The 25,762-nt window shown below is 58.0% G+C and carries 17 protein-coding genes; 9 read left to right on the top strand and 8 right to left on the bottom strand.

The window, feature by feature from the left end; genetic code table 11:
* Positions 1 to 44: 44 nt before the first annotated feature.
* The gene (locus PSR62_RS16060) at positions 45 to 992 is read right to left on the bottom strand and encodes a DNA integrity scanning protein DisA nucleotide-binding domain protein (RefSeq protein ID WP_274404017.1); all 948 of its coding nucleotides are present in this window, start codon (positions 990 to 992) and stop codon (positions 45 to 47) included.
* A gap of 185 nt (positions 993 to 1,177) precedes the next feature.
* Entirely contained in the window at positions 1,178 to 2,467 is a 1,290-nt protein-coding gene (locus tag PSR62_RS16055) for a hypothetical protein (protein WP_274404015.1), read from the bottom strand.
* A 53-nt stretch (positions 2,468 to 2,520) separates the two neighbouring features.
* Between PSR62_RS16055 and PSR62_RS16050 the strand changes: the two genes are divergently transcribed.
* Entirely contained in the window at positions 2,521 to 3,084 is a 564-nt protein-coding gene (locus PSR62_RS16050) for a shikimate kinase (RefSeq protein WP_274404014.1), read from the top strand.
* Between the two features lie 103 nt (positions 3,085 to 3,187).
* Here the strand turns inward: PSR62_RS16050 and PSR62_RS16045 are convergent, their stop codons facing one another.
* Positions 3,188 to 5,101, bottom strand: a complete 1,914-nt coding sequence (locus PSR62_RS16045) for a DNA gyrase/topoisomerase IV subunit B (RefSeq protein ID WP_274404013.1) — start codon at positions 5,099 to 5,101, stop codon at positions 3,188 to 3,190.
* A gap of 89 nt (positions 5,102 to 5,190) precedes the next feature.
* Positions 5,191 to 7,692, bottom strand: a complete 2,502-nt coding sequence (locus tag PSR62_RS16040) for a DNA gyrase/topoisomerase IV subunit A (RefSeq protein WP_274404012.1) — start codon at positions 7,690 to 7,692, stop codon at positions 5,191 to 5,193.
* 316 nt (positions 7,693 to 8,008) lie between these two features.
* Between PSR62_RS16040 and PSR62_RS16035 the strand changes: the two genes are divergently transcribed.
* The 3 genes from PSR62_RS16035 to fliD all read left to right on the top strand — a co-directional run bounded on the left by PSR62_RS16035 (position 8,009) and on the right by fliD (position 12,102).
* A complete protein-coding gene (locus PSR62_RS16035; protein ID WP_274404011.1) occupies positions 8,009 to 8,572 on the top strand; it encodes a hypothetical protein in 564 nt (187 codons plus the stop codon).
* A 104-nt stretch (positions 8,573 to 8,676) separates the two neighbouring features.
* The gene (locus PSR62_RS16030) at positions 8,677 to 9,057 is read left to right on the top strand and encodes a hypothetical protein (RefSeq protein ID WP_274404010.1); all 381 of its coding nucleotides are present in this window, start codon (positions 8,677 to 8,679) and stop codon (positions 9,055 to 9,057) included.
* A 663-nt stretch (positions 9,058 to 9,720) separates the two neighbouring features.
* A complete protein-coding gene (gene fliD, locus PSR62_RS16025; RefSeq protein ID WP_274404009.1) occupies positions 9,721 to 12,102 on the top strand; it encodes a flagellar filament capping protein FliD in 2,382 nt (793 codons plus the stop codon).
* Between the two features lie 30 nt (positions 12,103 to 12,132).
* Here fliD and ispF read toward each other — a convergent pair whose 3' ends face one another.
* Positions 12,133 to 12,630 carry a 2-C-methyl-D-erythritol 2,4-cyclodiphosphate synthase gene (gene ispF, locus PSR62_RS16020; protein WP_274404008.1) on the bottom strand — a complete coding sequence of 166 codons (498 nt, stop codon included), beginning with the start codon at positions 12,628 to 12,630 and terminating at the stop codon, positions 12,133 to 12,135.
* 430 nt (positions 12,631 to 13,060) lie between these two features.
* Between ispF and PSR62_RS16015 the strand changes: the two genes are divergently transcribed.
* On the top strand, positions 13,061 to 14,458 hold the full coding sequence (locus PSR62_RS16015; protein ID WP_274404007.1) for a peptidylprolyl isomerase: 1,398 nt from the start codon (positions 13,061 to 13,063) through the stop codon (positions 14,456 to 14,458).
* 139 nt (positions 14,459 to 14,597) lie between these two features.
* Complete coding sequence (locus tag PSR62_RS16010) at positions 14,598 to 16,022, top strand: Gfo/Idh/MocA family protein (protein ID WP_274404006.1); 1,425 nt, start codon at positions 14,598 to 14,600, stop codon at positions 16,020 to 16,022.
* 553 nt (positions 16,023 to 16,575) lie between these two features.
* Here PSR62_RS16010 and PSR62_RS16005 read toward each other — a convergent pair.
* Entirely contained in the window at positions 16,576 to 17,619 is a 1,044-nt protein-coding gene (locus tag PSR62_RS16005; RefSeq protein ID WP_274404005.1) for a DUF1570 domain-containing protein, read from the bottom strand.
* A 31-nt stretch (positions 17,620 to 17,650) separates the two neighbouring features.
* On the opposite strand from PSR62_RS16005, the gene PSR62_RS16000 reads away from it, so the two are divergent.
* Complete coding sequence (locus tag PSR62_RS16000; protein ID WP_274404004.1) at positions 17,651 to 17,917, top strand: hypothetical protein; 267 nt, start codon at positions 17,651 to 17,653, stop codon at positions 17,915 to 17,917.
* Between the two features lie 114 nt (positions 17,918 to 18,031).
* The gene (locus PSR62_RS15995) at positions 18,032 to 19,363 is read left to right on the top strand and encodes a hypothetical protein (protein ID WP_274404003.1); all 1,332 of its coding nucleotides are present in this window, start codon (positions 18,032 to 18,034) and stop codon (positions 19,361 to 19,363) included.
* 69 nt (positions 19,364 to 19,432) lie between these two features.
* Here the strand turns inward: PSR62_RS15995 and PSR62_RS15990 are convergent, their stop codons facing one another.
* A complete protein-coding gene (locus PSR62_RS15990) occupies positions 19,433 to 20,893 on the bottom strand; it encodes a DUF1501 domain-containing protein (RefSeq protein ID WP_274404002.1) in 1,461 nt (486 codons plus the stop codon).
* A 60-nt stretch (positions 20,894 to 20,953) separates the two neighbouring features.
* Positions 20,954 to 24,223, bottom strand: a complete 3,270-nt coding sequence (locus PSR62_RS15985; RefSeq protein WP_274404001.1) for a PSD1 and planctomycete cytochrome C domain-containing protein — start codon at positions 24,221 to 24,223, stop codon at positions 20,954 to 20,956.
* Between the two features lie 599 nt (positions 24,224 to 24,822).
* Here PSR62_RS15985 and PSR62_RS15980 point away from each other — a divergent pair.
* The gene (locus PSR62_RS15980) at positions 24,823 to 25,692 is read left to right on the top strand and encodes a DUF6999 family protein (protein WP_274404000.1); all 870 of its coding nucleotides are present in this window, start codon (positions 24,823 to 24,825) and stop codon (positions 25,690 to 25,692) included.
* Positions 25,693 to 25,762 lie beyond the last annotated feature (70 nt).

Here is a 25,762-nt window from a genome sequence, read left to right as displayed (position 1 = left end):
TCGCCCCAGCGAATCGAAGCTGGAAAACGTGTGCGAGCGGTGCTCTAGTTTTCGTCCGCAGATTGCTGCGGTGGCTCGAACGCGAATTCTTGCCACTTGATCGCTTTGTCCATGGGCACGATCTGCAGGATCAAGAACCCGTTCTGATACAGCCGCACCGTTCCGGTGGACTGGCTGACCACGACCGAGACCGCCTTGGTTTTTCGCGAAATCGCGGCAGCGGCCCAGTGCCGGGACCCGAGCCCCTTGGTCATTTTGAGGTCTTCGTGAGAGACCTCCAACATTTGGCGACTGCGTTCGATGATGCCGTCCGCGGTGACCACAAACGCACCGTCCAGCTGGGCGATTTCTTTCGCATCTTCCTGCACCTTGGGATCCAAGATGTTGCGGTGCTTTTTGTTGTAACCGCGAAATGGGTCGGCTCCACTGTCGCTGGCGTGCTCCAGCACTCGGCGGCTGTCGCCGACCACGAACATGGTGCCGACCGCTTTGCCCTCGCGACCTTCTCGGCCAATTTGCGATGCCAAGTCGACGACCGCTTTGATCGTCTTCAAAGGGACGCTGCTCTCAAGCGTCTGCAGATCGCGAACGGTGAACCGACGCATCCGCTCATCCAGCTGCAGGTGGCTGATTGAGTCCAGGCGGCCTTGTTGAAATCCACTGTAGACCGCAACCACTTCTCCGTTGGTCCGGATCAGCTCGTCGGCCGCGGCTTCCAACAACGCCTCTTGCAGACGTTCCAGCAGCGGGGCCTTTTCCTTGTTCAACGCCAGCGGTTTCAACCCCGCTTCGGCGGCACCGTCCAAGTCACCGATGGTATCGACCGCGACGATGACCATGTTCTTGCTCGCTTCGGTCAGCTCCGAAATTCGTTTCCAGTCGGTGCTGCCATCGAGCAACAACAGCAGGGCGTCGGCATTCCGATCCGCTCGGAGCGCCACGCCGGCCGAAATCATCGCGGCATTCTGCTTGGTCAAACGTTGCGTGGCCATCGATTCTTAAGCAGCTCCGAATTCAATGCGGTTGACCAAGGGGGACTTACAATGCGTCCCCACTTTAGTCCACCGAGGTCATCGCCCAAAGAGGACCGGGCCCCGTAGAGACAGGATTTAGCCCGACTTTCACGACATTTTTCACGTGAAGGTCGTCTGGCAATGCTCGGCACACCTCCACAGCCTCAAGCGAACTCCACGGCGGAGTCACGGCGTTTGGATTTGTCCGAAGCCGCCTGCTCTTCCACGTGTTCCATCAAACCACATTGCTCCACGACGATCGTCAGATGCGCGTCATGCCGACGACTGACCTTCAACAACACCCCGGCATCGTCGCCCGAGTCCGCCTGGATCGAGTGCGTCAACCAACCGCGAATCAAACGAGGCGAGGTCTCACACCGCAGAACGTGACCGTCCCTTCCCAGCCCCCAAGACAAGGGCGACCAGGGGGTGGCCGGCGTCAGCAACCATCCCTCGTCATCGCGACGCAAACGCAAACAACTTTTCGCGGGATAAGGCCCGATCGCATCTTGTGAAAAAACGATCACGCCACGTGGATCCGGGGTCGCGAATCCCGGCCAAATCCGAGCCAAAACGGGATCCAACAACATCGTCCGATAGAACTTCACCCGCCGACCAGCCCAGCGGAAGATCAACGCGGCGACCAAGAGGATCGCAAAATTGAACACCGTCGCCAGGGTCGGACTGAGTGCGTACACAGCCATCAGTGCGGCACAGAGTGATTTGTTGCAGACCTCAAAGATGGCGTCGACGGTCGGATACGGCGTCAGCCAGACCAAGAATTCAAAGAAGAATTTGACGCTGTTGATGACCAACATGTTGACCGTCATCGCAATCAAAATCAGCGTGTTGGCCGTGAAGCTGAAGATCCCCGCGGTGTAGACCGGCAGCGTTTCCATTGCCAATTGTGCTTCGTCGGTGCCCACCGAATCGGCGGTCATCGACGCCGTGATTTTTATGGCCAAGAGAATCACAATCACCGAATACGCTTCCAGTTGATCCATCGCTTGAGCAAACGGTTTGCTGACCTTGGACAGACGCGGGACGCTGGTCACCACCGCTAGAACTGCGAAAACGCAGAACAAGGGGACGCTACGCAGTGGCCCCGCCGCCCCCAACAAGGCGTTGTCCGTGATCCAGTCCGGTCCCCACAACGCCAACCCCGACAAACAGGCCACACCGAAGAACGGCGACAAGGCCAGCGGAGCGAGCGGCCCCAACCAATCCGCCAGGTGCAACTGGTCCGCCCACGCCGTCGCCGCTGCGATGTCTCGTGTGTCGAATTCTCCCTCGAGTGCCTGGGGAATGTCTTCCGCGGTCAATGCCGATTGTGTTCGAGCGGGAACCGCGTCAGCACCGTCGGCTTGTCGGACGACATCGCTTTGGCCAGTCGCCTGGACTGCCAGCCCGATGATCAGCACCACGGTCAACGTTGTCTTTGCAATCCAATTCATCTCATTCCCTTCGGACTTCTCAATCGAACCGTGGGCTGGTAGCGTTTCGCGTCATGAACATTGACGCAGTGAAACCTCAGCATCTCTATTTGACCGGCTACCGCGGGTGCGGCAAAAGTACGCTTGCGAAACTTTTAGCGCAGCGGTTGTCTTTGCCAGTCGTCGACTTGGACGATGTGATCGAATCGACGGCAGAAAAAACAATCGCGGAGATCTTCGCCGCTGAATCCGAATCCGGATTTCGCGATCGTGAAGAAGCCGCCTTGGTGGAAGTTGCCCAGCGGCCAACGCATGTGATCGCTCTCGGCGGAGGCACGATCCTTCGCGAGGCCAATCGCAAACTCATCGCCCATTCAGGATGGTGCGTTTGGCTGGACGCCGAACCTGAAATCCTGATGGCTCGGTTGGCTGGCGATGAAACCACCGCCGATCGACGTCCCTCGCTGACGGATCAATCAGTCTTCGATGAAGTCCAAATGGTGATGACCAACCGCGAACCGCTCTACCGTGAATCCGCGGACTTGCGAATTGACACCAGTCATCAAACGATGGACGAAATTGTCAGCGAGGTTTTGAAGGCTTGCCCGTCCAGCATCGGACAAGTCAAACCCAGCTAGACTTCGACCGGAGGGGTCGGAAGCCCAGCCGACAACCCACCTCGTCCGAAGGACTTCCAAGACCGTCGATTCAATGCCCAGCAACTGGCCGCGGCGAACCTTCTTACACGTCGATTTCGCTGGCGTCTTCGGCGCGGTCCATGATGAACCGAAAGCGAGCCGATGCGTCGCGGCCCATCAAGTCACTGATGGTGCGGTCGGTTTCCAAATGGTCGTCGATCTCCACTTTCAGCAACGTCCGCTTCGTTGGATCCAAGGTCGTGTTCCAAAGCACCTTCGGCATCATCTCGCCCAAACCTTTGAAACGGGTGATTTCCGGATTCGCCCGTCCCTGGTGTTTTGCCAAGATGCGTTCGCGATCGTCTTCGTCGGCCGCCCAAAACGTTTCTTTGCCGATGTCGATTCGGTACAGCGGGGGAACCGCGATGAACAAGCGACCGTCGGCGATCAAGGCGGGCATGTGCCGATAAAAGAAGGTCAGCAGCAGTGTCGTGATGTGATGACCGTCGCTGTCCGCATCAGCCAGCAGGATGATGCGGTCGTACCGCAAATTCGCGAGGTTCAATGACGGCCCAATGCCGCACCCCAGCGACGCGATCATGTCTTGGATTTCCTTGTTGTCCAGAATCTTTTTGAGGGTCGCCGACTCGGTGTTCAGCACCTTTCCACGCAGTGGCAGGATCGCTTGGCAATTTCGGTCACGGCCTTGCTTGGCACTGCCGCCTGCGGAGTCACCTTCGACGATGAACAGTTCCGATTTTCCCTTGCCTCCCGAAACACAGTCCGAGAGTTTGCCGGGCAGCATCGTACGCTTCGAGCCACCTTTTCGGGAAACCGCTTCACTGGCGGCCCGTGACGCGGCGCGAGCCCTTGCCGCGGCGACGATTCGAGCGATGACGGCATCGGCAACCGAGGGGTTGTTGTTGAGCCATTGCTCCATTGCACTCCGCACACCGGATTCGACGATTCCGTGGGCTTCCGGGTTGTTCAATCGGTCTTTCGTTTGGCCTTGGAACTGAGGCTCCGCCACAAAGATCGAGACGATCGCAATCAGACCTTCGCGAATGTCCTCGTGCGTGATCTTGACCCCGCGAGGCGTCAGGCTGTGCGTGTCCACATGGTTGCGAACGGCTTTGACCACTCCGCCCCGGAAGCCATTTTCGTGGGTGCCGCCGCTGCCCGTTGGGATCCCGTTGACGTAACTGCGAACGTGTTCGTCGGTCGACTCAGTCCACTGCAAGGTGACTTCCACACGGTCATCGGCATCGACACGGTAGGTGAACGGGGTTTCGTGAATCGTCCGCGCCTCGCGTTCCTTGATGACCTTCCCGAGGTAATCCACGATGCCGTTCTCGTGCAGAAACGTCTGGCGAGTCTTCGCAACTTCATCGATGTACGTGACCTTCACACCCCGATGCAAAAAGCTGGCTGTTTCCAAACGCTGCTTGATCGTGTCCCCGTTGAAAGTCGTTCGCGGGAAGATCGTCGGATCTGGGGTGAACGTGATCGTGGTGCCCGTTCCACGAATGGTGCCGCGCAGTTTCTGCAACTTCGATGTGGCATGACCGCGGCAGAACGTCATCCGGTACTGCGCCCCGTTGCGTTTGACGACGGCAATCAGTTCTTTGCTGAGCGCGTTGACGACCGAAGCCCCGACCCCGTGCAGACCTCCGGACGTTTTGTAGTTGTCGCCTTCGAATTTCCCCCCCGCGTGCAACACGGTCAGCACCATTTCCAAGGCTGACTTTTTCGTCTTGGGGTGCTTGTCGACGGGGATGCCGCGACCATTGTCGCTGACTGAAACCGTTTGCCCGTCTTTGTGCAGCGTGACCGTGATTTCGGATGCGTGGCCATTCATGGCCTCGTCCACCGAGTTGTCGACGATTTCCCAGATCAGGTGATGCAAACCAGTGGATCCCACTCCACCGATGTACATGCCGGGACGCTTGCGAACAGGCTCAAGGCCTTCCAGCGCGGTGATGTTTTTGGCGTTGTATTCTTTCGGTGCAACGGACATGCAGATGAGGCGTTGAAAGTCGAAGGGTGGGTGAAGTTGTCAGCCCAGGCGAGTTGCCAGGGCGACAGGATTGGCAGTGTGCCACAGCGTCAGTCTTCGAAGACGGGTGGCGGTTCAATGGGATCGCGAACAATTTCGGCAATTTTGCCGTTCTTCTGCAGTTCGATTCCGCGACCGCCCCGCGATGTGGTGCGGTACTTGGCCGTCGAAACCGTCTTTTTCGCACCCCGGTTGGTCACCACGTTGAGCAGATCTCGGTCGCCCGTGGAAGGTTTGAATCCGAGCAATTTGTCGCTGGCGGCCAGTTTCAACAACAGCACGCCTTTGCCAGCACCGGACAAGTAATTGATTTCATCGGCGGGGCAAACCATGGCTCGGGCGTCCGCTGAAACAGCCAACACGGTTTCGGTTCCGGTGATCGGCACCACGTCCACGATGCCGGCCCCCGGTTTCACTCGAGCGAACTTGCGTCCAGCCCGCGTGGAGGGTTCCGCGAAGGGCTGCAAACCAAACCGCAGGGCATAGCCATCCGTCGTCGCGGCCAACCCATGAATCGCGGGATAGTAATTCCCCTTGGGGTCTTCGCTGATGTCACCGAGAATTCTGGGGTCCATCGACAACGCAGCAACGATGTGTTCCCCGTCCTTGAATTTGAACAACTTTTGAATCGGTTCGCCAAAACCGGTGGAGGCGGGGATGTCGATCATGCGAGCGGTGTAACAAACGCCCAAACTGCTGAAGCATGCGATCGTCGTGCGGGTGTTGCCGGCGACACAGGCCAGCACGGCGTCCCCTTGTCGGAGGCGACTCTTCGCAGGATCCGCGATTTGCTTTTGTCGTTTGACCCAGCCGTCGACGGTGACCATGACGTGGCAATCTTCGGCGACGATGAAGTCTTCTTCGGTGTACTCCACTTCTTCGGTCGGCACGATGAGCGCGCTTCGACGTCGGCCGTCGGGGGTGTTGCCATATTCGGTGATCAACGACTGCAATTCGCCCTTGATGATCGCCCAACGTCCCGAGGACGTGTAATCGTCTCGATCATCGGCCAACAATTTGTTGATCTCATCCACGCGTTTGCGTTTCTTCTTCAGTTCGTCCAGCACCACGTTGATTTCCAAGCGTGCCAAACGATACAGCTTCAATTCCAGAATCGCATCGGTTTGCTCGGCGTCCAATCCATTGGAAGCTTGCACATTTCGACGGGACTTGCCCGCTGCGATTTCCTTGACCGGGAACCGCTTCATGATCTTTTCGGCGGCGTCGGCTTTGCCTTCGCTGCTGCGGATGATCTTGATGATCTCGTCCAACGCATCGAAGATCAATGCGAAGCCTTCGAGGATATGAATCCTCTTCTCCAGGGCCCGCAGCTCATTGGTGAGCCGTGCGGTCAGCACATCCAAACGGAAGTGCAGGAAGTACCACAGAATCTCTTTCAAACCGAGTCGTTTGGGCGCACCGACTTCGGGGTTCTCGGTCGGGGTCAGACAAGTCAGGTTGACGTTGAAGTTGGTTTGCAGCGGCGTGTGCTTGAAGAGATACGCCAGCACCTTGTCGGGGTCCGCGTTCTTCTTCAGCAACAGATCGACCCGAATGTCTTCCGTTGAGAGGTCGCGGACTTCTTGGACCAATGGCAGTTTGCTGCTGTACACCAGTTCGGCGATGCGTTCGACCATCGCAGCCTTGTTGACACCAAATGGAATCTCGGTGATCCGAAGGGTGTCGCCTGTTCGCGACTTCTCGGCGACTTCGGCGACACCACGCAATTTGATCGTGCCCGTGCCGGTCGCATAGATCTCACGCAGTTCCTCTTTGGTGTTGGTGATGTGCCCACCAGTGGGGAAGTCCGGCCCCTGAATCGCATCACCAGCGACCAGTTGGTAATCCTTGATCTCCGGATTGGCCAACAGCTTGAGCAGCGCGTTGCAGACCTCTTTCAAGTTGTGAGGAGGAATGTTGGTCGCCATCCCCACCGCAATGCCGGTCGCTCCGTTGACCAGCAAACTGGGGACGCGAGAGGGCAGCACAACCGGTTCTTCTCGCGTGCCGTCGTAGTTTGGCTTGAACGCCACCGTGCGGCTGGAAAGATCCGCCAAGACTTCCGAGGCGATCGGTGTCATGCGGCACTCGGTGTACCGCATGGCCGCCGCGTTGTCGCCATCGATGCTGCCAAAGTTGCCGCTGCCGTCGATCATTGGCATCCGCAACGAGAACGATTGGCTCATCCGAACCAAGGCTTCGTAAATCGAACTGTCACCGTGCGGGTGGTAATTCCCCATCACGTCACCGACGACCTTGGCACACTTTCGGTGCTTGGCCGACGAATCGAGTCGCTGCTGCGACATCGTGTACAGAATCCGCCGCTGGACCGGTTTGAGGCCATCGCGGACATCCGGCAACGCCCGGCTGGTGATGACCGACAGCGAGTAGTTCAGGTAGCGGTCTTGGGCCGCGAATCGCAGCGGGATGTTTTCGATCGCGGCCAACAGCGATTCATCAAACGGATCGACTTTGCCTCGTTTGGAGCGACTGTTCTTGGCCGAACTGGAGCGACTGGATGCGGAATCGGAAGTTTTGCGACGTTTCGCCACGCGGAATCAACCTCAATCGTTGGGGACGTTTGGTGTGAGGGGATGAAATGCAGGATCGCGGGTCAGGATGCGAGTTTGGGGGTTATAGCGACCACGGGGTTGTTAGCGAAACCGCGGATTGCCGCGTTTGGTCCGCGTGAGTCGCCGATCGGGATTGAAAAAGCTCGTCCGAGCTGGGCGAACCGTGCCTGCTGGGCGAAATCCCCCGCCTTTCACGATCATCATGCCGCATCAGTATCGGCTGTTTTTGTTTCCAATTCGCGTCGAAACCAAATCCCAGACAACTGGTCCGTCGTCGTTCGAGGAGGAACGCGAGATGAAGCGAAATTGGAAAGCAGCCGTGGCGACGGCCCAAACTATTGCCACGCAAATCACCCGCCGCTCACGCACCGTGGCTGCAATCGCCATCGGAACTGCCAGCGTCACGCTGTTTGCTCCCGCCGCGATGGCACAGGGCGAACACATCGTCAGCTCACGAGTCGTCAGCGACACCGTGGTTGGAACCAGCGACACCGGCCCCGCTGCAGGCGGATGTGCGAACGGTGATTGCGGTGGAGCATCCGCCGACGCTGCCGGCGTTCAAGGACGCGAGTACGGGCAGCCCGACCTGTTCTACAACTACTACACCCAGGGCCCTGCCAATGCCGCGAACGCTCAAATGTTCGTGTCGCCTGTGCCGGTTCCTCCCAATGTCGGGAGCACCTACCTGACGTACCAGCCTTTGTACCCCAACGAAATGCTTTATTGGCACAAAGACCGCTACCACAACTATTATGACAATGGGCGTGGTATGAACCGCACGCGAGCGATTTATTACAGCCCGCCGGTACGCCAAGCCGCCAGCAATTTCTACTGGAACACGTTGCGTTTGCCTCGCTGATCCAGCCTCTGGCAACGCGACCTTTCCGCGAAACAGACTCCCCCGTCCGTTGTTCGCAGCGGAAGGTTGTTGCCAAAACCACCGTCCTCGAGGATCCCCGAGCCATGAAACGCATCGTCCTTTGTCTCGCCGCCGTGGCTGCTTTCAGCGGCCTGGCCGGTTCATCCGAACAAGCCCAAGCAGGAGACCCGTACGCGGTGACCCAGGTTTGGAACCACAACTTTGCACAAACCCGTGCTTGGCACAGCAACTACTACTACGCCCCTTACGGGCAACCGACCGCGATGGTCGTCCCCCCGACCGCTCACCTGCGGCAAACGTACTCGTGGGGCGTCAGCCAAAACACGAACCACCCGATTTATCACCAGTACGGCCGCAATGCCAGCACGCCAGGTGCAGCGGCCCCGGGTCGTTTTCGAGCGACACCGAACTGGCCCAGCCACACCGATCAATTCGGTTTGAACTACGTTCGCGCTCCTTGGTGAGTTGAACGCAACCAGAACACGCCCCCCTGACGCAGAGGAAGAACTCTTCCGCTGAGTCACGGCAACACATGACGGGACGGTGTTCCCGCTGAATCAGCTCGTCCGGGGCTGATTTGGCGGAGACACCGTCTAGTTTTTTGCGCGCGTTCAGAATGTCCTTCCTGGGTCGCTCGCACCCGCTGCGTGAACGAGGGTCGGCCCGGACCGGCCCACAACGCTCTGTTCCCCACAATACGTCGCCTACAACACGAACCCGAAGCGCAAGCGAAGATCTCCGCTTCACAGTCTCGCTAGCACTTCGGGTTGGTGGTCCTGTCCGCGGCACGCGAAGCCGGTCTATTCAGCACAACCGCCAGAGTTCACGCACTCGGCAGGAAATCCCAGCCCAACCGGACGGTTGTCCACTGAGCTCGCCGCCTCCGTCGCGAGAGCGGCCTAGGCTTCAGAGTCACAATCCAGCGATTGCGTCCCGAACGGTGTTGGCCGCCAAAGGCGGGGACTGGGATCATGCACCCCCCCTTCTTTTCCCGACGTCTTGCCAATTGATACACAGACCGGGCATCGAAAAGTGGACCAAACAGGCCGACTTTGCCGATGAGAAGGATGCTGGATTGAGACGCATGCGTTTTTCGTCTCACTCATTCAAATCTTCTTTGGTTCGTCATGGCTCGCTTGCAATCATCGATCGGATTGGTCACCGGAACCGACATCGTCGGGACGGTGGATCAATTGATGGCCATCAGTGGGAAACCCCGCGATCGGCTGCTTGCGAAAACAGAAGAGCTGCTTGGTCAGCAACAACAAATCGCCTCGCTGACAGCGTCCGTGATTGGCGTGCAACTGTCTGGCGATGCGCTCGGCTCATCGGCTCTGTTCAGCAGCAAGAACGCGACGTCGTCCAATGACGATGCGTTGTCCGTGTCGACTCGCGACGAGGTCTCCAACGGCAACCACCTGATTCGCACGCTCCGAACGGCCGCCACGCACAGTGTTGCCTCCGCGCAAACTTTCAGCTCCTTCGACGACGCTCTGAGCCTGTCGGGTTCGCTCACCATCAAACCAAGCGGATTCGTTGACACCAAAGTCAGCCTCTCCCAGCTCAACAACGGCTTGGGCGTCGAGGGCGGTTCGATCCGGCTGACCGACCGCAGCGGAACCTCCGCGGAAGTCGACCTCTCCCAGGCTCGCACCGTTGACGATGTGCTGCAGGCAATCAACGACGCGGACGTTGACATCCAAGCCACAACATCCGGCGGCAAGATTCAACTGATTGATCAGACTGGTCAAACTCTCAGCAATCTCAAAGTCGAACAACTCGGAACCGCAGAAACCGCCGCTGACCTTGGTCTGCACGGAATCGATGAGGCCGCCAGCACCGTCGAAGGCCACGACATTCCAATGCCCGACGGAGTGGAATCACTCAACGGAGCCAGCCTGTCGCAATTGGGCGGTGGCAACGGTCTGGGGACATTGACGACCCTCGACATTCAAACGGGCGACGGCAGCACGGCCAGCGTCGACCTGTCCGGTGCAACCTCACTCAACGAAGTCATTGACGCGATCAATGGCAGTGGGCTGGATGTCATCGCTCGAATCAACGACGCCGGCAACGGGCTCCGACTGCGGGACGTCTCGGGTGGTGCCGGCACCTTCGAGATCAGTTCGTCCGACGATACCGCGACCAATCTCGGCATCGCTGCCTCCACCACCGATGACATCGTGGTTGGTGAAGACCTCAACTTCCAATCGGTGACAGTCGACACCAAACTTTCCGAATTGAACGCTGGAGCAGGCGTCGGCACCGGCAGTTTCACCATCCGCGACAGCAGCGGTCAGGTTGCCGGGATCAACTTGGCCGTTGACGAGGTCGAAACGATCGGCGACTTGATCGATCAAATCAACTCCCTGAACATCGGCGTCGAAGCAGCCCTCAACGAAAGCGGTGACGGCGTCGTGGTCACCGACACCGCTGGCGGTGCATCCACGCTCAAGATCGAAGACACTGGCACGGGAACCGTCGCCGCCAGTTTGGGATTGGCGGGCACTGCCGCCCCCGGGGAAGGCCTCGTCGGCAGCGAATCCGTTTCGATCGAGATCACCGAAGACGACACGCTCGAATCGATTGTCGAAAAGATCAACGCCTCGGATCGCTATGCCGACGCATCGATCGTGTCGAACTCCGACGGGTCGTACGGGTTGCAAATCCGCAGCAAACAAGGCGGCGAGGCAGGGCGAATCTCGGTCAACCTGGAAGGGGTCGACCTGAACCTGCGAACCGCCTCGCAAGGCCAAGACGCTCTGTTGTCGATTTCGACCGACGGCGGAACCGAGCGTTTCCTGACCTCCACCGACGGCGTGTTTGAAGACGAAATCAGCGGGCTGAACCTGACCGTCAAGGAATTGTCGGACGATCCCATCAGCGTCAACGTGGACGACGATCACGACACAATCGTTTCCGCCATCAAACGATTTGCGGATCAATACAACAAACTGATCGACAACATCGAGGAAGTGACCTTCTTCGATGCGGAAGCCAACGAAGTGGGGTTGCTATTCGGATCTTCCGAAACCCTGCGGATCCAAAACGGGTATTCGCGACTGTTGACCGGAACCCTGCCTTCGAGCAGCGGTGATTCGATTCGCTCCTTCAGCCAGATCGGGGTGCGGATCGATGAAAATGGCCAACTTCAAGTCGACGAAACCAAATTGAAAGCGGCCTTGGCAACCGACACCGATGCCGTCGAAGAGTTCTTCAACAAGACCAACGACGAGGACGAGAACATTGGCATGGTCGGCCAATTGAAGAAACTCGCCGACACCTACGCCGGCGTTGAAAACGGCATGTTGATTCGCAAAACACAGACCTTGTCGGCGCACATCGAACGCAACGATGACCGGGTCGATTCGATGAACACTCGGTTGGACGCCCAACGCGAACGATTGCTGTCCCAGTACTACGCCATGGAAGAAGCGATCGCCAAGATCCAGGCCAACACCTCTTCCATCGGCAGCATCGAGTACATCGGCCCCGTCGGCTCCGATTGATCCGCGAGGAATTGATCGGCATTCTGCCTCTCAACGGCGGTGAAGCATCACCACGACTCTGGCCGCGATCGCTTCGCTGCGTCCGACAGCATCGACGCCTTCACCAGTCTTGGCCTTCAAGCCAACCTGTTCGACGCTGGTTTGCAACATCTCCGCAAGCGATTCCCGCATCGTGTCAATGTGCGGTGCCATCTTCGGTTTCTGGGCCAAAATCACCGCGTCGAGATTGTTGATTTCGTACCCCGCCTGCTGCACTCGCCGGAGGGCTTCGACGACAAAGTCGCGGCTGTCACGGTCCCGGTTGACTTCGGCGTCATCGGGGAACAACCGGCCGATGTCAGGCCCCGCGATGGCTCCCATCAACGCGTCCGTCACCGCGTGCAGCAACACATCGGCGTCGCTGTGACCGATGGCATGAAAATCCCCAGGAATTTCAACCCCACCGATTCGCAGTGGACCGCCTTCTCCCAGCCGGTGTGAGTCGTAGCCCAGTCCGATTCGAAAGGCGAGGGAGGGAGAGCTGGTCATGAAACGATCCGTCGGAGAACCGGAAAAGAACGGGCAACAAGGGTCAAAGCAACCGAGCGCCGGGCTCAGCCAAAGTGGGCTGGCGTCCAGCAGCGGACCATAAATTCAACGGTATCACGTGATTCGACAAGCCGCCAACGCAAAACAAATCCGCCGCGGAACAACTCCTGCTCCCTCGCTCCGTCCAATCAGCCCAGGAGGACTCGCTTCGAATCCTTGTGAGCAAACAAACCATCGCCCAAGTTCGTGCGTACGTCCCGAACAAGGATCCTTCTGAACGAAGGTTTCTTGCCGGGGCCAACCCCTGCGAATTGACGGGCTTTGCGAATAGACGGGCCCTTTCGATGGACGGCCCTGCCCTTTCGCGATCGCCCCTGATTTGGTGTGCTTGGGCAACCTTTCGCTTGTTTTTTCTTCTTCGGCTTTTCGAATGCTCGCTCTCTCGCCCTTCCATTTTCGACGGTCACGCCGGCTAGCGACTGCCCCGATCCTCGCCGGCTTGTTCTTGACGGCAGGACTGGTCGCCAACGTTCAGGTGGGCTGGGTTGGTCAAGCGTCGGCACAGGATGCTGGTGCCAATCCGGAACAGCATCCGCATGAGCACCCCGACGGCAACGCCGATGCCGCAGAACCGGGCGTTGACGGTGGCCGAGTCAAAGACGATCCCGAGGCAATCGCCAAAACGATGGCGGAGATGCCCGACGACGTTCGCAAAGAAGCGGAGGAGGTTTATGCGAAATTCCGAGCCACTCACAAAGAGTTGCTGGCATCGATGCTGGAACTCCGCAAGATTCACATTCGCTACAACAACGACATCGATCGCAGCCGGGATGCCTCGAAAGCATTTCGGGCACAGCAACACAAAACCTGGGACCTGATGCAGGAGCAAATGGAAAACTCGGTCAAGGTTTTTCGTTTGCTTCCCAGTCCTGAAGCGGCCAGCTACATGGTCACGATGGTCCAGCACCATTTTGACAATGACATCTACGATCTCGCCACGTTCGAAGCCGCAGCGAGGTTGATCGACATCGGCCAAAACTACCGCTACCTGTTCCTCGCCGCCGCCCGCGCGGGGATTGCCAATGGGAATTTCGAGACGGCACGCAAGGTTTACGAATCGCTCGGACAGGACGAACTCGAACAGGTGGACCTCGCCAACAAGCACTTCTTGGATGAGTTGGAAAAGCAATACAAAGAAGAACAAGAACGAATGGAGAAGATCGATCGGGATTCGCTGCCACAAGTTCGCCTGACGACCACTCGCGGTGATGTTCTGATCGAGCTCTATCCAGAAGAAGCTCCCTCCACAGTGGCCAACTTCATCCAACTGGTCGAAGACGGCTTCTACGACGGCTTGGACTTCACACAGGTGGTTTCCAACATGCTGGCGCTGTCTGGTGACTCGACCGGTGATGGACGCGGCAACAGCGGCAAATTCTTGATCGATGAGCACACCAACGAAAACGCGCATCACGTCCTCAGGGGCTCGGTGGTGATGGCGAAGATCCCCATGGGCGAAGGCCGTTTCATCGAAAATTCCGCCAGCTCCCAATTCGCCATTTTCTTCCTGCCCGTCGCCGTGGCCTCCAGTCACCAGACCGTGTTCGGAAGGGTCATCGAAGGCATGGACCGGGTCAGTGCGATGCGTCGCCGCGATCCATCGAAGAGCGACGAGAAAAAGATTCAGCTGCCTCCCGACGCGATCATCTCCGCCGAAGTCGTTCGCAAAGGCCCGGAACTGCCTGAACCCAACTACGTCGACATGCAGGCAGAATTGAAAAAAGCTGAAGCAGCTGGCCTGATCAAACTGAAAAAGCCGAACGAATAGGCCAACATTTGACGGAATTGACGTTCATCACTGCGTCATTGTTAGCCCCTCGGTTTCGACTGGGGTAAACTGCACGCTGCAACAGGGTCGTTTTCGCGTCTCTGTCCCCGCCTGTCGAAATCCCCTTCGCGAACACTTCATGCCCTCTCGCTCCCCCGTGCAGCCCGACAACGCGTCGTCGAACAAGCCCGCTGGTGATCCGGTTTCCGGTTCGGAGCGATCGGCCGTCTTGGACCAACGCGCCAATCGTCGCAAATTCATCCAAAGCGGCGGCATCATGCTGGCCGGCGGCAGTGTGTTGGGCACCAACCTCGCCGTCGCTCAGGGGGCACATGTCTACGGCGACGACACACTCAAGATTGGCTTGATCGGTTGTGGCAGTCGTGGCACCAACGCTGTGATCCAAGCCATGAACACGGACGGAGCGACTCGCTTGGTCGCCATGGCCGACGTGTTCGAAAACAATCTGCAATCGGCCTATCGAGCGATCAAAAGCAAACATGGTCAAAGTGGGCCCGACGGGAAGCGAGTCGATGTTGACGGGGCTCGGTTCGTCGGGCTGGACGGTTGGAAACACGTGCTGCAAAGCGATGCCGACATCGTCTTCCTGACCACACCTCCCGGATTCCGTCCGCTGCATTTTGAGAAAGCGATTGAAGCCGGCAAACATGTCTTCATGGAAAAACCGGTCGCGACCGACGCGCCGGGCGTCCGGCGTGTTCTGGCGGCCAACGAAATTGCGAAACAAAAGGGCTTGGCCGTCGCGGTTGGCCTGCAACGCCACCATGAAGCACGCTACCGGGAATGCGTTGAACGCCTTCAAGAAGGTGTGATTGGTGACCCCATCTTCGCCCGTGCCTACTGGAACGGTGCGGGGGCCAAACTGCGGCCTCGTCCCAACCACGCTTCAGAACTGGAATATCAACTTCGCCAGTGGCAACACTTCAACTGGACTGGTGGCGACCACATTGCCGAACAACACGTTCACAACCTGGATGTGATCAATTGGGTGCTCGGTCAGCACCCGGTCTCCGCCCAAGGCCAAGGCGGCCGCGATTCACGATCCGATCAAACGCTCGGCGAAACGTTTGATCATCACATGGTCGAGTTCACCTACGCAAAGGACGTGCGACTGCTCAGTCAATGCCGCCATGTTCGTGGCTGCTGGAACACCGTCAGTGAACACATCCATGGCACGCAAGGGTCCTGTGACATCAGCGCTGCGATCATTCGCGACACCAGCGGCAAAGTGGTCTGGCAGAGCGCACAGAAGAACTCCAAAGACAAGGGCTGCCAGCAAGCCCAGAACGACCTCTTCGCAGCACTTCGAAATGGAGAGATTCCCAACGAAGGTGAATACGGGGCGACCAGCACCATGACCGCGATCATGGGGCGAATGGCCAGCTACTCGGGCAAAATTGTTCGCTGGAACGAGGCCCTGCAAAGCGGCCACTGCTTGGCCGACGTTGACACGCTGAATTCCCTTCAGGACATCGCCCCCGTTCAGCCACTTCCCGACGGAAACTACGCGGTCGCGGTCCCCGGCCAAACCAAGGTTCTCTAAGCAGGTCGGCAGGAGTGATCAAGCACAACCCTGTGAGCCGTTTGGGCGTTCGCCTGGGCTGTCAAAAGGTTGGTATTGACACCGCTTTGGACTGCGCAGGTTTTGTTCCTCGACTTCGCCCCAACGGGGCAGCCCTATGCCAGCCCAGGGCAACGCCCTGGGTTGTGGCGGGACCAAGATTACAAAGCCCCAACGGGGGCGGTCCTAGCGGGTTTTGGGGAGTCTTTCTTAGGGCCGCCCCGTTGGGGCTGGTGTCGGAATCTCCGTAACGAAACCCCAGGCGATGCCTGGGGCTATCTTAGAGCTGCCCCGTTGGGGCGTAGGACAGAATGAAAATCAACGTCGCATTTTCCGTGTCAATACCAACCTTTTGATAGTCTAGCGTTAGCCTGGGTTGTGCGTGAAAACCGTGGCTAACGCCAGCGGCTCACATACCCGATGACACCTGCGTACCTGCTTCGCTCAAACGCCGGGGGAGCCCAATCGCATCAAAAGCGAACATCGCCGGATCTGAAACGCCATCCGTTCATGAACGGCCACTGGAGTCAGGCAACTATTGGGACGGCAAATTCGCGACGAACCGCGTCAATCGATTGCTGAAATCACGCACGTCGCTGCCCACCACGCGTTCAAAATCGATCATCCGTTGGCCGGATCGATAGGTTTCAAACGGGGGCCGTGTGGCCGTGAAGTTCAAAATGTCCGCGAAAGCCTCGGTGTCACGTTCGGCCAGGTAGAACATCATCGACCAAGCCAGTGCGTAGGCGGTGTGGATCGTGGTCGGGTTGCGAAACAGGTCATCGCTGCGGATCATCCGGTCCACCCATCGCGCCACTTCCGCGGGATCATCCATGTCGATGGTTTCACGGAGTTGCCGGACCGAGTCTTTGTTCACACGCTCGACCAATCGGGTTCCGCTTCGTCCCGAACTCATCGCCGTGGGTTCAAACATTTGACCGATGCCTTCCGTCACCCAGCTCGGGGTGTCGTTGACTCGGCTGTGCACGCCGCAATTGAAGGCCGATTGATGAGCCGCTTCATGGCGAACGGTCGCTGCGATGGAACTCAAGGCACCACCGTCATGCGTCATCACACGGTTGCACTTGTTTGCGTACAGACCGGCGACACGCGAAACATCGATTCCCAATCTCGCGATCTCGTCGTACATGGCGCGAGCATCGGGCAAAACCACCGCCACCATCGGAAAGCGACCCTCGCGAACTTTCACGCCGCGTCGTTCCATGTAGTTCACAAACGAGCGATGACATTGCTCAAACATTTTCGGCCAACGACTCCCGCGGCCTCGGGGTTGGACCACCAAGAAGTTTTGGGTGGCAATCACCTCAAACTCCCTGCCGAACTCAGCCCGCAATTGGTTGCGAAGTTCGACCGAAGTGGTCGGCAGGAATTTTCCCGTGACCGACCGCATCGCTTCTGATTTTTCTGTTCGACTGATCGTGTGCAACCAACCGTCTCTGCCAATCACCAGCGATTCATCTTGCGACTCAATCAAGTGCAGACCGCTTTGCCACTTGTTCCCAATTCGAAATTCGACCAACCCCGGTCGAATCGAGGGAGCCAGTGTTTTGGAAGACACGAGGTGCTGAGAGCGTTCAGGAGACGCGGGCGTGACGGGCTCACCGCCGGCTTCGTTGTGCAACAATCCACTGCACAGGATCGCAGCGGCCAAGCCCACACCACGTTTTCGTCGCGATCGAGTCCTGCCGCTGGACGCAGGTCGCTTCCGCCTGCCAGAAGGCACGACGTTCAATGATTTTGCGATGGTGGTGAAAGTCATCGACATGCTGGAATTCAACGGCGAGGAGCAACACAAGAACACAACCGAACCGTTGATGCCCCCCAACACCCACGCGATCTATTCAAGCCTAGGTTAAGATTGAAGCGTCGGACGGGCGGACACCGGTTTTGGACGGAAGGTTCCTCGTACCCTCACGGTTTTAACGCTGACCACCAATTTTTTAGTTCAATACTTCTCTCGAAAGCTTGACATGCACCGTTTTCACGTCACGCACCATCGGCTTGTCCCGATTGCGGTGACCTTGATGGCCCTCTGCCTGACTGCCATCGCCGGGACGCCGCTGTTTGGACAAGACACGACGGAAGCCACCGACTTGGAACTGGAGGTTCCGATCTGGATCGCCGAGCTCGATGCCGACGAAGCCCAGACGCGTCGTGCTGCCGAGCAGAAGTTGATCGAAGCGGGACCGGACGCGTCAGATTACCTGCCGTCAATTTTGGATGACCTGTCGATCGAAGCTCGCGAACGCCTCAATCGTGTCCGTGCCGAATGGGCGACTCGCAAAGCAGAAACGCACATCGAGACGCAACTGATTCGGCTTCAAAACGCGAAGACTCTCGGCGAAGCTCTCGAAGCGATCTCGGCGGCCAGCGAAGTCGAGTTTGATCTCGAAGCCGCCGGCCCCGGTGTCGATCCCAGCCAATCGATTCAAGCCCCGCGTTCACCGCTGAACTTTTGGCACGCGGTCGATCATGTTCTGGATCAAGCGAACTTGGACATCAATTTCTACGGCGGCGACCGGACGACGCTGATGCTGATTCCTCGCCAGGCCAACCGTCCTTCTCGAGTCGAGTCGGCCGCTTACGTTGGCATCTATCGGCTCGAACCCACCGTGGTGACGGCCCGACGTGTTCTGCGGTCACCGGAACTGAGCGGAATGAATCTCAATCTCAGCATCGAATGGCAACCCAACCGAACGCCGATTGGGTTGTCGCTGCCCATCAGCGCCGTCAACGGAAAGCTGGACTCAGGGGAAGCCTTGATTCCGCAAACCAGCGGCGAGACAATCGACATCGCAACCAACAGTGAAATGGCTCAAAGCGAGTTCTTTCTGCCGATGCAGTTGCCCAGCTTGCCCGCTGAAAAGATCGAGCGGCTGTCTGGCACGCTCACCGCGATGATCCCAGGTCGTCGAGAAACATTTTCGTTGGATCTCAACGACCCGGCGGCTTCTCAAACGGAAGACCAAATGACCGTCGCGATCGAATCCGTTCGGGACGCGGATCCGCTTCGCGAAATTCGGGTCGGTGTCGAATTGCAATCCGCCGGCCGATCGCTGGAGAGTCATCGTCAATGGATCTTTGAAAACGATGCCTACGTTTTACTGAACGACGATACCCGACTGGACCACTTGGGTTACCAAGTGTTTCGCCAAACGGATTCCGGCGTCGGCATTGGCTACCTGTTTGATTTCGGTGCCACCGGCTCACCTCCCCCGGGATCCAAACTGATCTACGAGTCCCCCACTTCCGTCGCACAAGACGCCGTCGACTTCATCCTCAACGACATCCCGACACCGTAGCTCCTTACCTTCGGCATGAAACAGCGATCCGAATGAACCCCGAGTGCGGTTGCAACGAAAGCTCGCTGCCTACGCCAAAACTTCGCGAATCAGATGCCCTTCGACATTCGTCAGGCGGCGTTCGATGCCGTTGTGTTCGAAGGTCAGACGCTCGTGGTCAAGCCCCAGCAGGTGCAAGATCGTGGCATTCAAATCATAGAGTGGGTGGATATCCTGCACGGCCCTTTGCCCGAGTTCGTCCGTCACTCCGTGGCTGACACCGGGCTTCACCCCAGCGCCCGTCATCCAGCATGTGAATCCATCGGGGTTGTGATCGCGACCTTTGGCACCCTTTTGAAAGAACGGCATGCGTCCAAACTCAGTGCACCACACGATCAACGTGTCCTCGAGCAGCCCACGGGCCTTCATGTCTTTGATCATCGCCGCGGTGGGTTGGTCCAGAATCTCGGCGTGGGTATCGTATTGTTCCTTCAGCTTGCCATGCCCGTCCCAGTTCAGAGCACCGCCGCTGGCGTAGGCTCCATTGAACAACTGCACAAATCGGACGCCGCTTTCGATCAAACGACGAGCCAGGATGCAGTTCTTGGCGTAAGCCGCGCGGGTCGGGTTGGACTCATCATCCGCGCCATAGCTTTTCAACACGTGGGCCGGTTCCGACGTCAAATCGGTGATCTCGGGCACGCTCAATTGCATCCGAGCGGCCAGTTCATAGCTGGCAATCCGAGCCGCCAATTTGCTGTCCCCTGGATGTTGTTCCAAATGGCGTTCGTTCATCCGTTTGAGCAACGCACGACTGGCGTCGTCCGCAACGTTTGACATGCCGGGGGCGCGGAGGTGTCGGATCGGCGATTTCGAACTGACCGTCGTGCCTTGGAAAGCCGCCGGCAAAAATCCAGGCCCCCAGTTGTTGGAACCGTTCTGCGGCACGCCCCGCGGGTCGGGAATCGCCACATACGCGGGCAGGTTTTGGTTCTCCGTCCCCAGTGCGTAACTGGTCCACGATCCCAAGCTGGGAAACCCATCCAACTGGCTGCCAGTGGACAAGAAATTTTCGGCTGGCCCGTGCGTGTTGGTGATGCTGGTCAGGGAGTGAATGAAGGCGATGTCGTCCGTCAATTCCGCCAGGTGCGGAAGCATGTCGCTGACCCACTTCCCGGTCTGGCCGCGTTGGCGAAACTTGTATTGCGGACGAGCCAAGTCGCCCGCCGGCCCTTGAAAAGTGACCGCCGGCCCACCTTCCAACGGACGCCCATCGAGTTTGATGAGCTCCGGTTTGTAGTCCCACGTTTCGAGCTGGCTGACCCCTCCGGCGCAAAAGATCACCAGCACATTCTTGGCTTTGGCCGGAAAATGACTGGGCCGCGTCGCAAACGGACGAGCCGGGTCAATCTGCGGTTGATTGGCCAAGAGTCGATCCTTGGCCAACAAATCCAACAGCGCGATCGATCCCAAACCGGTCGCTGCATTGCCGAGGAACCCGCGGCGATTCAAAAACTGACGACCGCCGTTGGAAAGGTGAGGAGTGGACATGGTGGAACGGGCAGTTTGGAAGGAAACAGAATGGACGAATCGCAAGGGACGGGTTGGAACTCAAGGGAGAAACAAGAATTCATTGCAGTTGAACAAGGCTCGACAAAACGTCTCCAACCCAAATTCGCGAACAACGGACACGGCGTCTGACAATTCTTCGTCAGACGGTTCCCGGTTGAGCCCCACCCAGTAGGCTTGCTGGACCTGTTGGCTGACATCGTCCTTGGCCTGCTCTTGCAGCAGGTCCGCGAATGCTTTCGCCTGTTCGATCGTGAAGGGACTGTTGAACAGATTGAGAGCCTGAATGGGCGTTGTCGACTCGATCCGGCGAGCGGCGCTCTGTCCGCCGTCGGGACAATCAAACGCGCCAAACACGGCATCCCGCTCACGACGCACTTTGTGGGCATAGATCATCCGTCGCAGTCCCTCGCCTTGGAACGACTCCACAGGAACAAACCCGGACAAGCCACCTCGTTTGTTGAACAGGCTGAAACCGCGTCCGCCCATGCTCCGGTCGAGCCGACCGTTGACTGCCAAGATGGAATCCCGAATCGCTTCGCCATCGAGGCGTCGCGACGGGTAACGCCACAACCACCGCACGTCGGCGTCGTTCGCAGCCGCCTGCTCGTTGTGCTGAGTCGATTGGCGATAGGTGGAGGACAACACGATCACGCGATGCATGTGTTTGATCGACCAATCACCACGAATCAATTCCAAAGCGAGCCAGTCCAACAGTTCTGGGTGCGTGGGCTGCGATCCATTCCGACCGAAATCGTTTGGTGTGTCGACAAAGCCGACACCAAAATGCCACTGCCAAATTCGATTCGCCATCACGCGCGCCGTCAGCGGATTGTCGGGCCGCGCAATCCAATCGGCCAATGCTTGCCGGCGTTCCTGTTCGGGAGTCTTGGCAGAAAGTTGCACGTCGCCCAACGAACTCAGCACCGCGGGAACCACCGCTTCCCTGGGTTGCTCTGGATCGCCTCGATTCAACAAGTGAATGTCATCGGGTTTGCGAAACGTTCCCGCGAACACCGAGGGACCATTTTCGCTTTCACGAATCTTCTTTTCGAGTTCGGTCTTCTCTTTCTGCAGGCCGCTGGCCAACCGGGTCTCATCGGGCGTCAATCCGCCCAGGAGGAACTCAGCAGATGGCTTGGCACCGGCTTCCCAAACCACACGGTCCATGGAGTCAGCGATCCGCCGCCAATCTTGATCGAGGGCCGTTTCGATGAGGTACTCGGTCGCCAAGCGATCATCGTATCGCCCCTCACGGTCCCGTCCCCACACGACCCGCTCGATTTCCTGCTCAGTAGTGAATTGCAGTTCGACCCAGCCCTTGCCGTCTTCACTGGACATCCACGAACTCGAGTTGCCGTACCGACCGTCGTTGATGAAACGCGGGTCGTGACGGTTCGCGACCAGGTTGTCACCAGATGTCTTGACCAAGGTCCCCCTGCTCGCCAAGGCAACGTTCTCGCCCTCTGTGTTGAAGACTTCCAACTCATCCAAGCAGGGTTCCAATCGATTGGTTGCCAAGACGGTGAAACGCAAGCGATTGGCTCGCACCGGGGTGATCCGATCGGTGTTCCTCTTCGCTTGAACGGATCTGCGACGCGGTTCGAGATGAGCCAACGTTGTCAGCTCGTCCTCCGAGACTCGCGCTTCCAAGGTGTAGGACGTCGCAAGTCGATCCGTCAGCTTTCCCAGACGGTCGCGCCCCCAAACCACTTTCCCAATCCGCATCGGTTCCGGCAATTCAAACATCACCCACCCCGTGCCATTGGTGTCGGACATCCAGCTGCTCGAATTCCCGTACTTGCCGTCGTTGAGATGGATCAACTTGTGATTGCTGGACTCCACGCTCCCCGACGCGGTTGCTTGAGCGCCCAAGGAAGCCAAAGCAACATTTCGTGGTTCCGCTTCGTCGGTGTAGATCTCGAACTCATCAATGCAGGGGGCGATCAGACCAAGGCTGGGATGCAAGTTGGAATCGTGGATCGTGAACCGAATGAATTTTGCTTCCAACGGCTCAAAGGTCTCGGTGTTCTCACGAGCGTTGGTGGCGCGAACCGGCGATCCGTCCGCGGGTTTCGGCCGGGCGAGGGGAACAAACAGAGAGAGCTGCTCATCAATTTCCGTCACCCGTTTCGCCCAGACGCCCGCCTGTTTTTTGAGTGCTTCGGATTCGGGCGTCTTCAACTCACGATCCTTGTACTCGACCCCCGCCACAAACGCCTGCATGCTGTAGTAGTCTTTGGCCGAGATCGGATCGAACTTGTGATCGTGGCACCGCGCACAACCGACGCTCAATCCAAGAAACGTTTGCGAAACATTGTTGACGATCTCATCGAGCGAGTCCTGCCGAGCCAATCGTTTCGAAGGCTCGTCGGCACCAATCTGGCCAGGCAACAGGACGGAAGCGGTGACCAGGAATCCGGTGGCCCGATCCCGCCCCAAGGCGTCTCCCACGATCTGCTCTTTGATGAACTGATCGTAGGGCGTGTCCTTGTTCATCGACTCAATCACATAATCGCGGTACGGCCAGGCATTCGGTCGTTCGGTGTTGACCTCAAAACCATGCGTGTCTGCGTAGCGAACCACATCCAGCCAGTGCTGTGCCCAGCGTTCACCGTAGCGAGGGGAATTCAGCAACCGCTCCACCACTTCGCAGTACGCCTCTTCACCGTGCTCGATGCGCTTTCGAAAGTCGTTCACCTCGCTCGGCGTGGGAGGCAATCCAGTCAAGTCAAACGTCACACGACGCAACCAAACCACGGGGTCTGCTGGCGGCGAAGGCGACAGTCCTTCCTGTTCCAATCGGTCCAGGACCATTCGATCGACGGGGCCGCGCGGCCAATCAACCTTTGAAACCCGAGGAATGTCCGGCATCACGACCGGCTGGAACGCCCAATGGTCCATGCGATCTTCCAACACTGCCTCATCGACTCCGTCGGGCCAGTCGGCGCCTTGCTCGACCCAGTCCGTCAGGACCGCGATTTCTGACGATGACAAAGGATCGCCTTCGGGTGGCATTCGAGAATTCTCATCATCGCTGGTCACCCACTCGATCAACGGACTGTCTTCGGGTTCGCCTGCGACCACCAATGGCCCCCAGCCATCGCCTCCCTTGAAGGCCTCTGACTTGATGTCCACTCGCAATCCACTCCGCTGCTTTTCCTCTCCATGACAGGAATAGCAATGCTGCTGCAAAATCGGCCGAACGTCATCAACAAAGTCCACCTTGTCCGCCCACAGGAGTCCGGGAACCACACTCCCCATTGCGAGAACGAAGAGTGGCAAGACAAACAGGCGGAAGAGGCTAGGCATGGGATTCCTACAGGACACTCATTGCAGGGACGACTGCCGGCATCGTGTTTTCCAAACTCGAAGTCATCCGTGGGGTGAATCGAGTCGGGTTTGAAACAGGTGCGAACGGCTGGGCGGGGAGTCGTTGGGCGGGACCGTCAATTGTAGCAGAACTCTTCCAACGTGCTTGCTCGAAGCAGGTCGGCAGCAATGATCGGGTGCAACGATGGGAGCCGTTTCGGCGTTGGCCCCGGTTGGACGTGGGAGCAACGACGTTCCCCAAAGCATTCCAAATGCTGAAAGACTCCTGCTCCTGCCGAACTGCTTATCACAACTTCCCAGTGTCTCCACCAGCGAAGCACGAAAGGAGGCCACGCCATGCGTTTTGTTGGCATAACACGCCGCCGGACAAAGATGCGGACGATGCGGGTCTTGTCTTGCGAAGCAACGCCAGACCCACACTGAATTATTGTAAACTCACGCCATCGTCGCAGCACCACACCCCAACCGAAGATGGCGTGTCAGCGGCGCCGATTCAATGCGGTTCGGGACACTCTCATGCAAGACGTTTCGCAGACGCCCACGAAGTGCCCTGACCTAGCTTCCACTTGAGACCGCTCATGCCCACGATGCACCGCTTTCCGTACATCAACCCATACGTCAACGATGTATTCGCGAAAGAAACATCGCACTGGGATTTTGTCTTTCTGCGACCATTGTTGTTGGTCGCCTACTTCTTCATCCGCACGGTCCTGTTCCCATTCAAGTTCGTTTTTCACCGGGTCCCGTATGGATTTGAGGCCTACGCGATCGACCTAACGATGACCTGGGGAATGAAGTACTTGGCGAAAACGGATGCGGCGGAACTGTTTTTGCGGCACGTGCAAATCGAGCCCATCCTCTATCGTCATGTGCTCGCCCGCCAGAACGCTGATCCTCCGCGAGAAGTGAGGAAGCTGAACGGCATCGATGGCGATTTTTCGGTTGAAAATCTACCCACCGCCGTCCACAACAACATGACCATCGGGCACGACTTGTTGTCGTATGAGTTGGTGGATCGTTTCGACAAGCAAGCGTTCCTGGACAATCTCGACTACATCCGCAGCCGCCGACCGCTCGACCATCAACAATTCAGCAAAGAGGCGCTGAACGCAAACCGAGCGCACTCTTGGCAGGTTCTCGGCGCAACCAACATCGTTCTGTTGATCGTGACAACGATCACCGTCTTCGGTGATTTGAAGACCACGATGAGTGCCCTGAATTCGTTCAGTTCGGACTCCATTCTGCTGTGGTGTCTGAAACGGATCTATGCGAGCGACCAAGAAATCCAAGTGGATTTGGATTTTTTCATGCAAGAAGTCAGCAACCGCGGGCACTACCACAGCAGTGCATTCTTCTCCAATCCGAGCCAGTACCTGTACTACCACATCGTCTTTGACGAAGTCGTGTATGACATGCTGTGCAACCGACCGCCAAGTACAAAGCAGTGAATCAGTCGTCCCCCTCGCAGCCAAGCAGTCGTCCTGTCGCTCCCTGTTTCATCACGCGGACCGGATCCTT

The organism is Rhodopirellula sp. P2 (genome assembly GCF_028768465.1).
In the GTDB taxonomy this organism is placed as follows: Bacteria; Planctomycetota; Planctomycetia; order Pirellulales; family Pirellulaceae; genus Rhodopirellula.
Note: the sequence above shows the minus strand (reverse complement) of the source record. Positions and strands in the feature narration are given on the sequence as shown.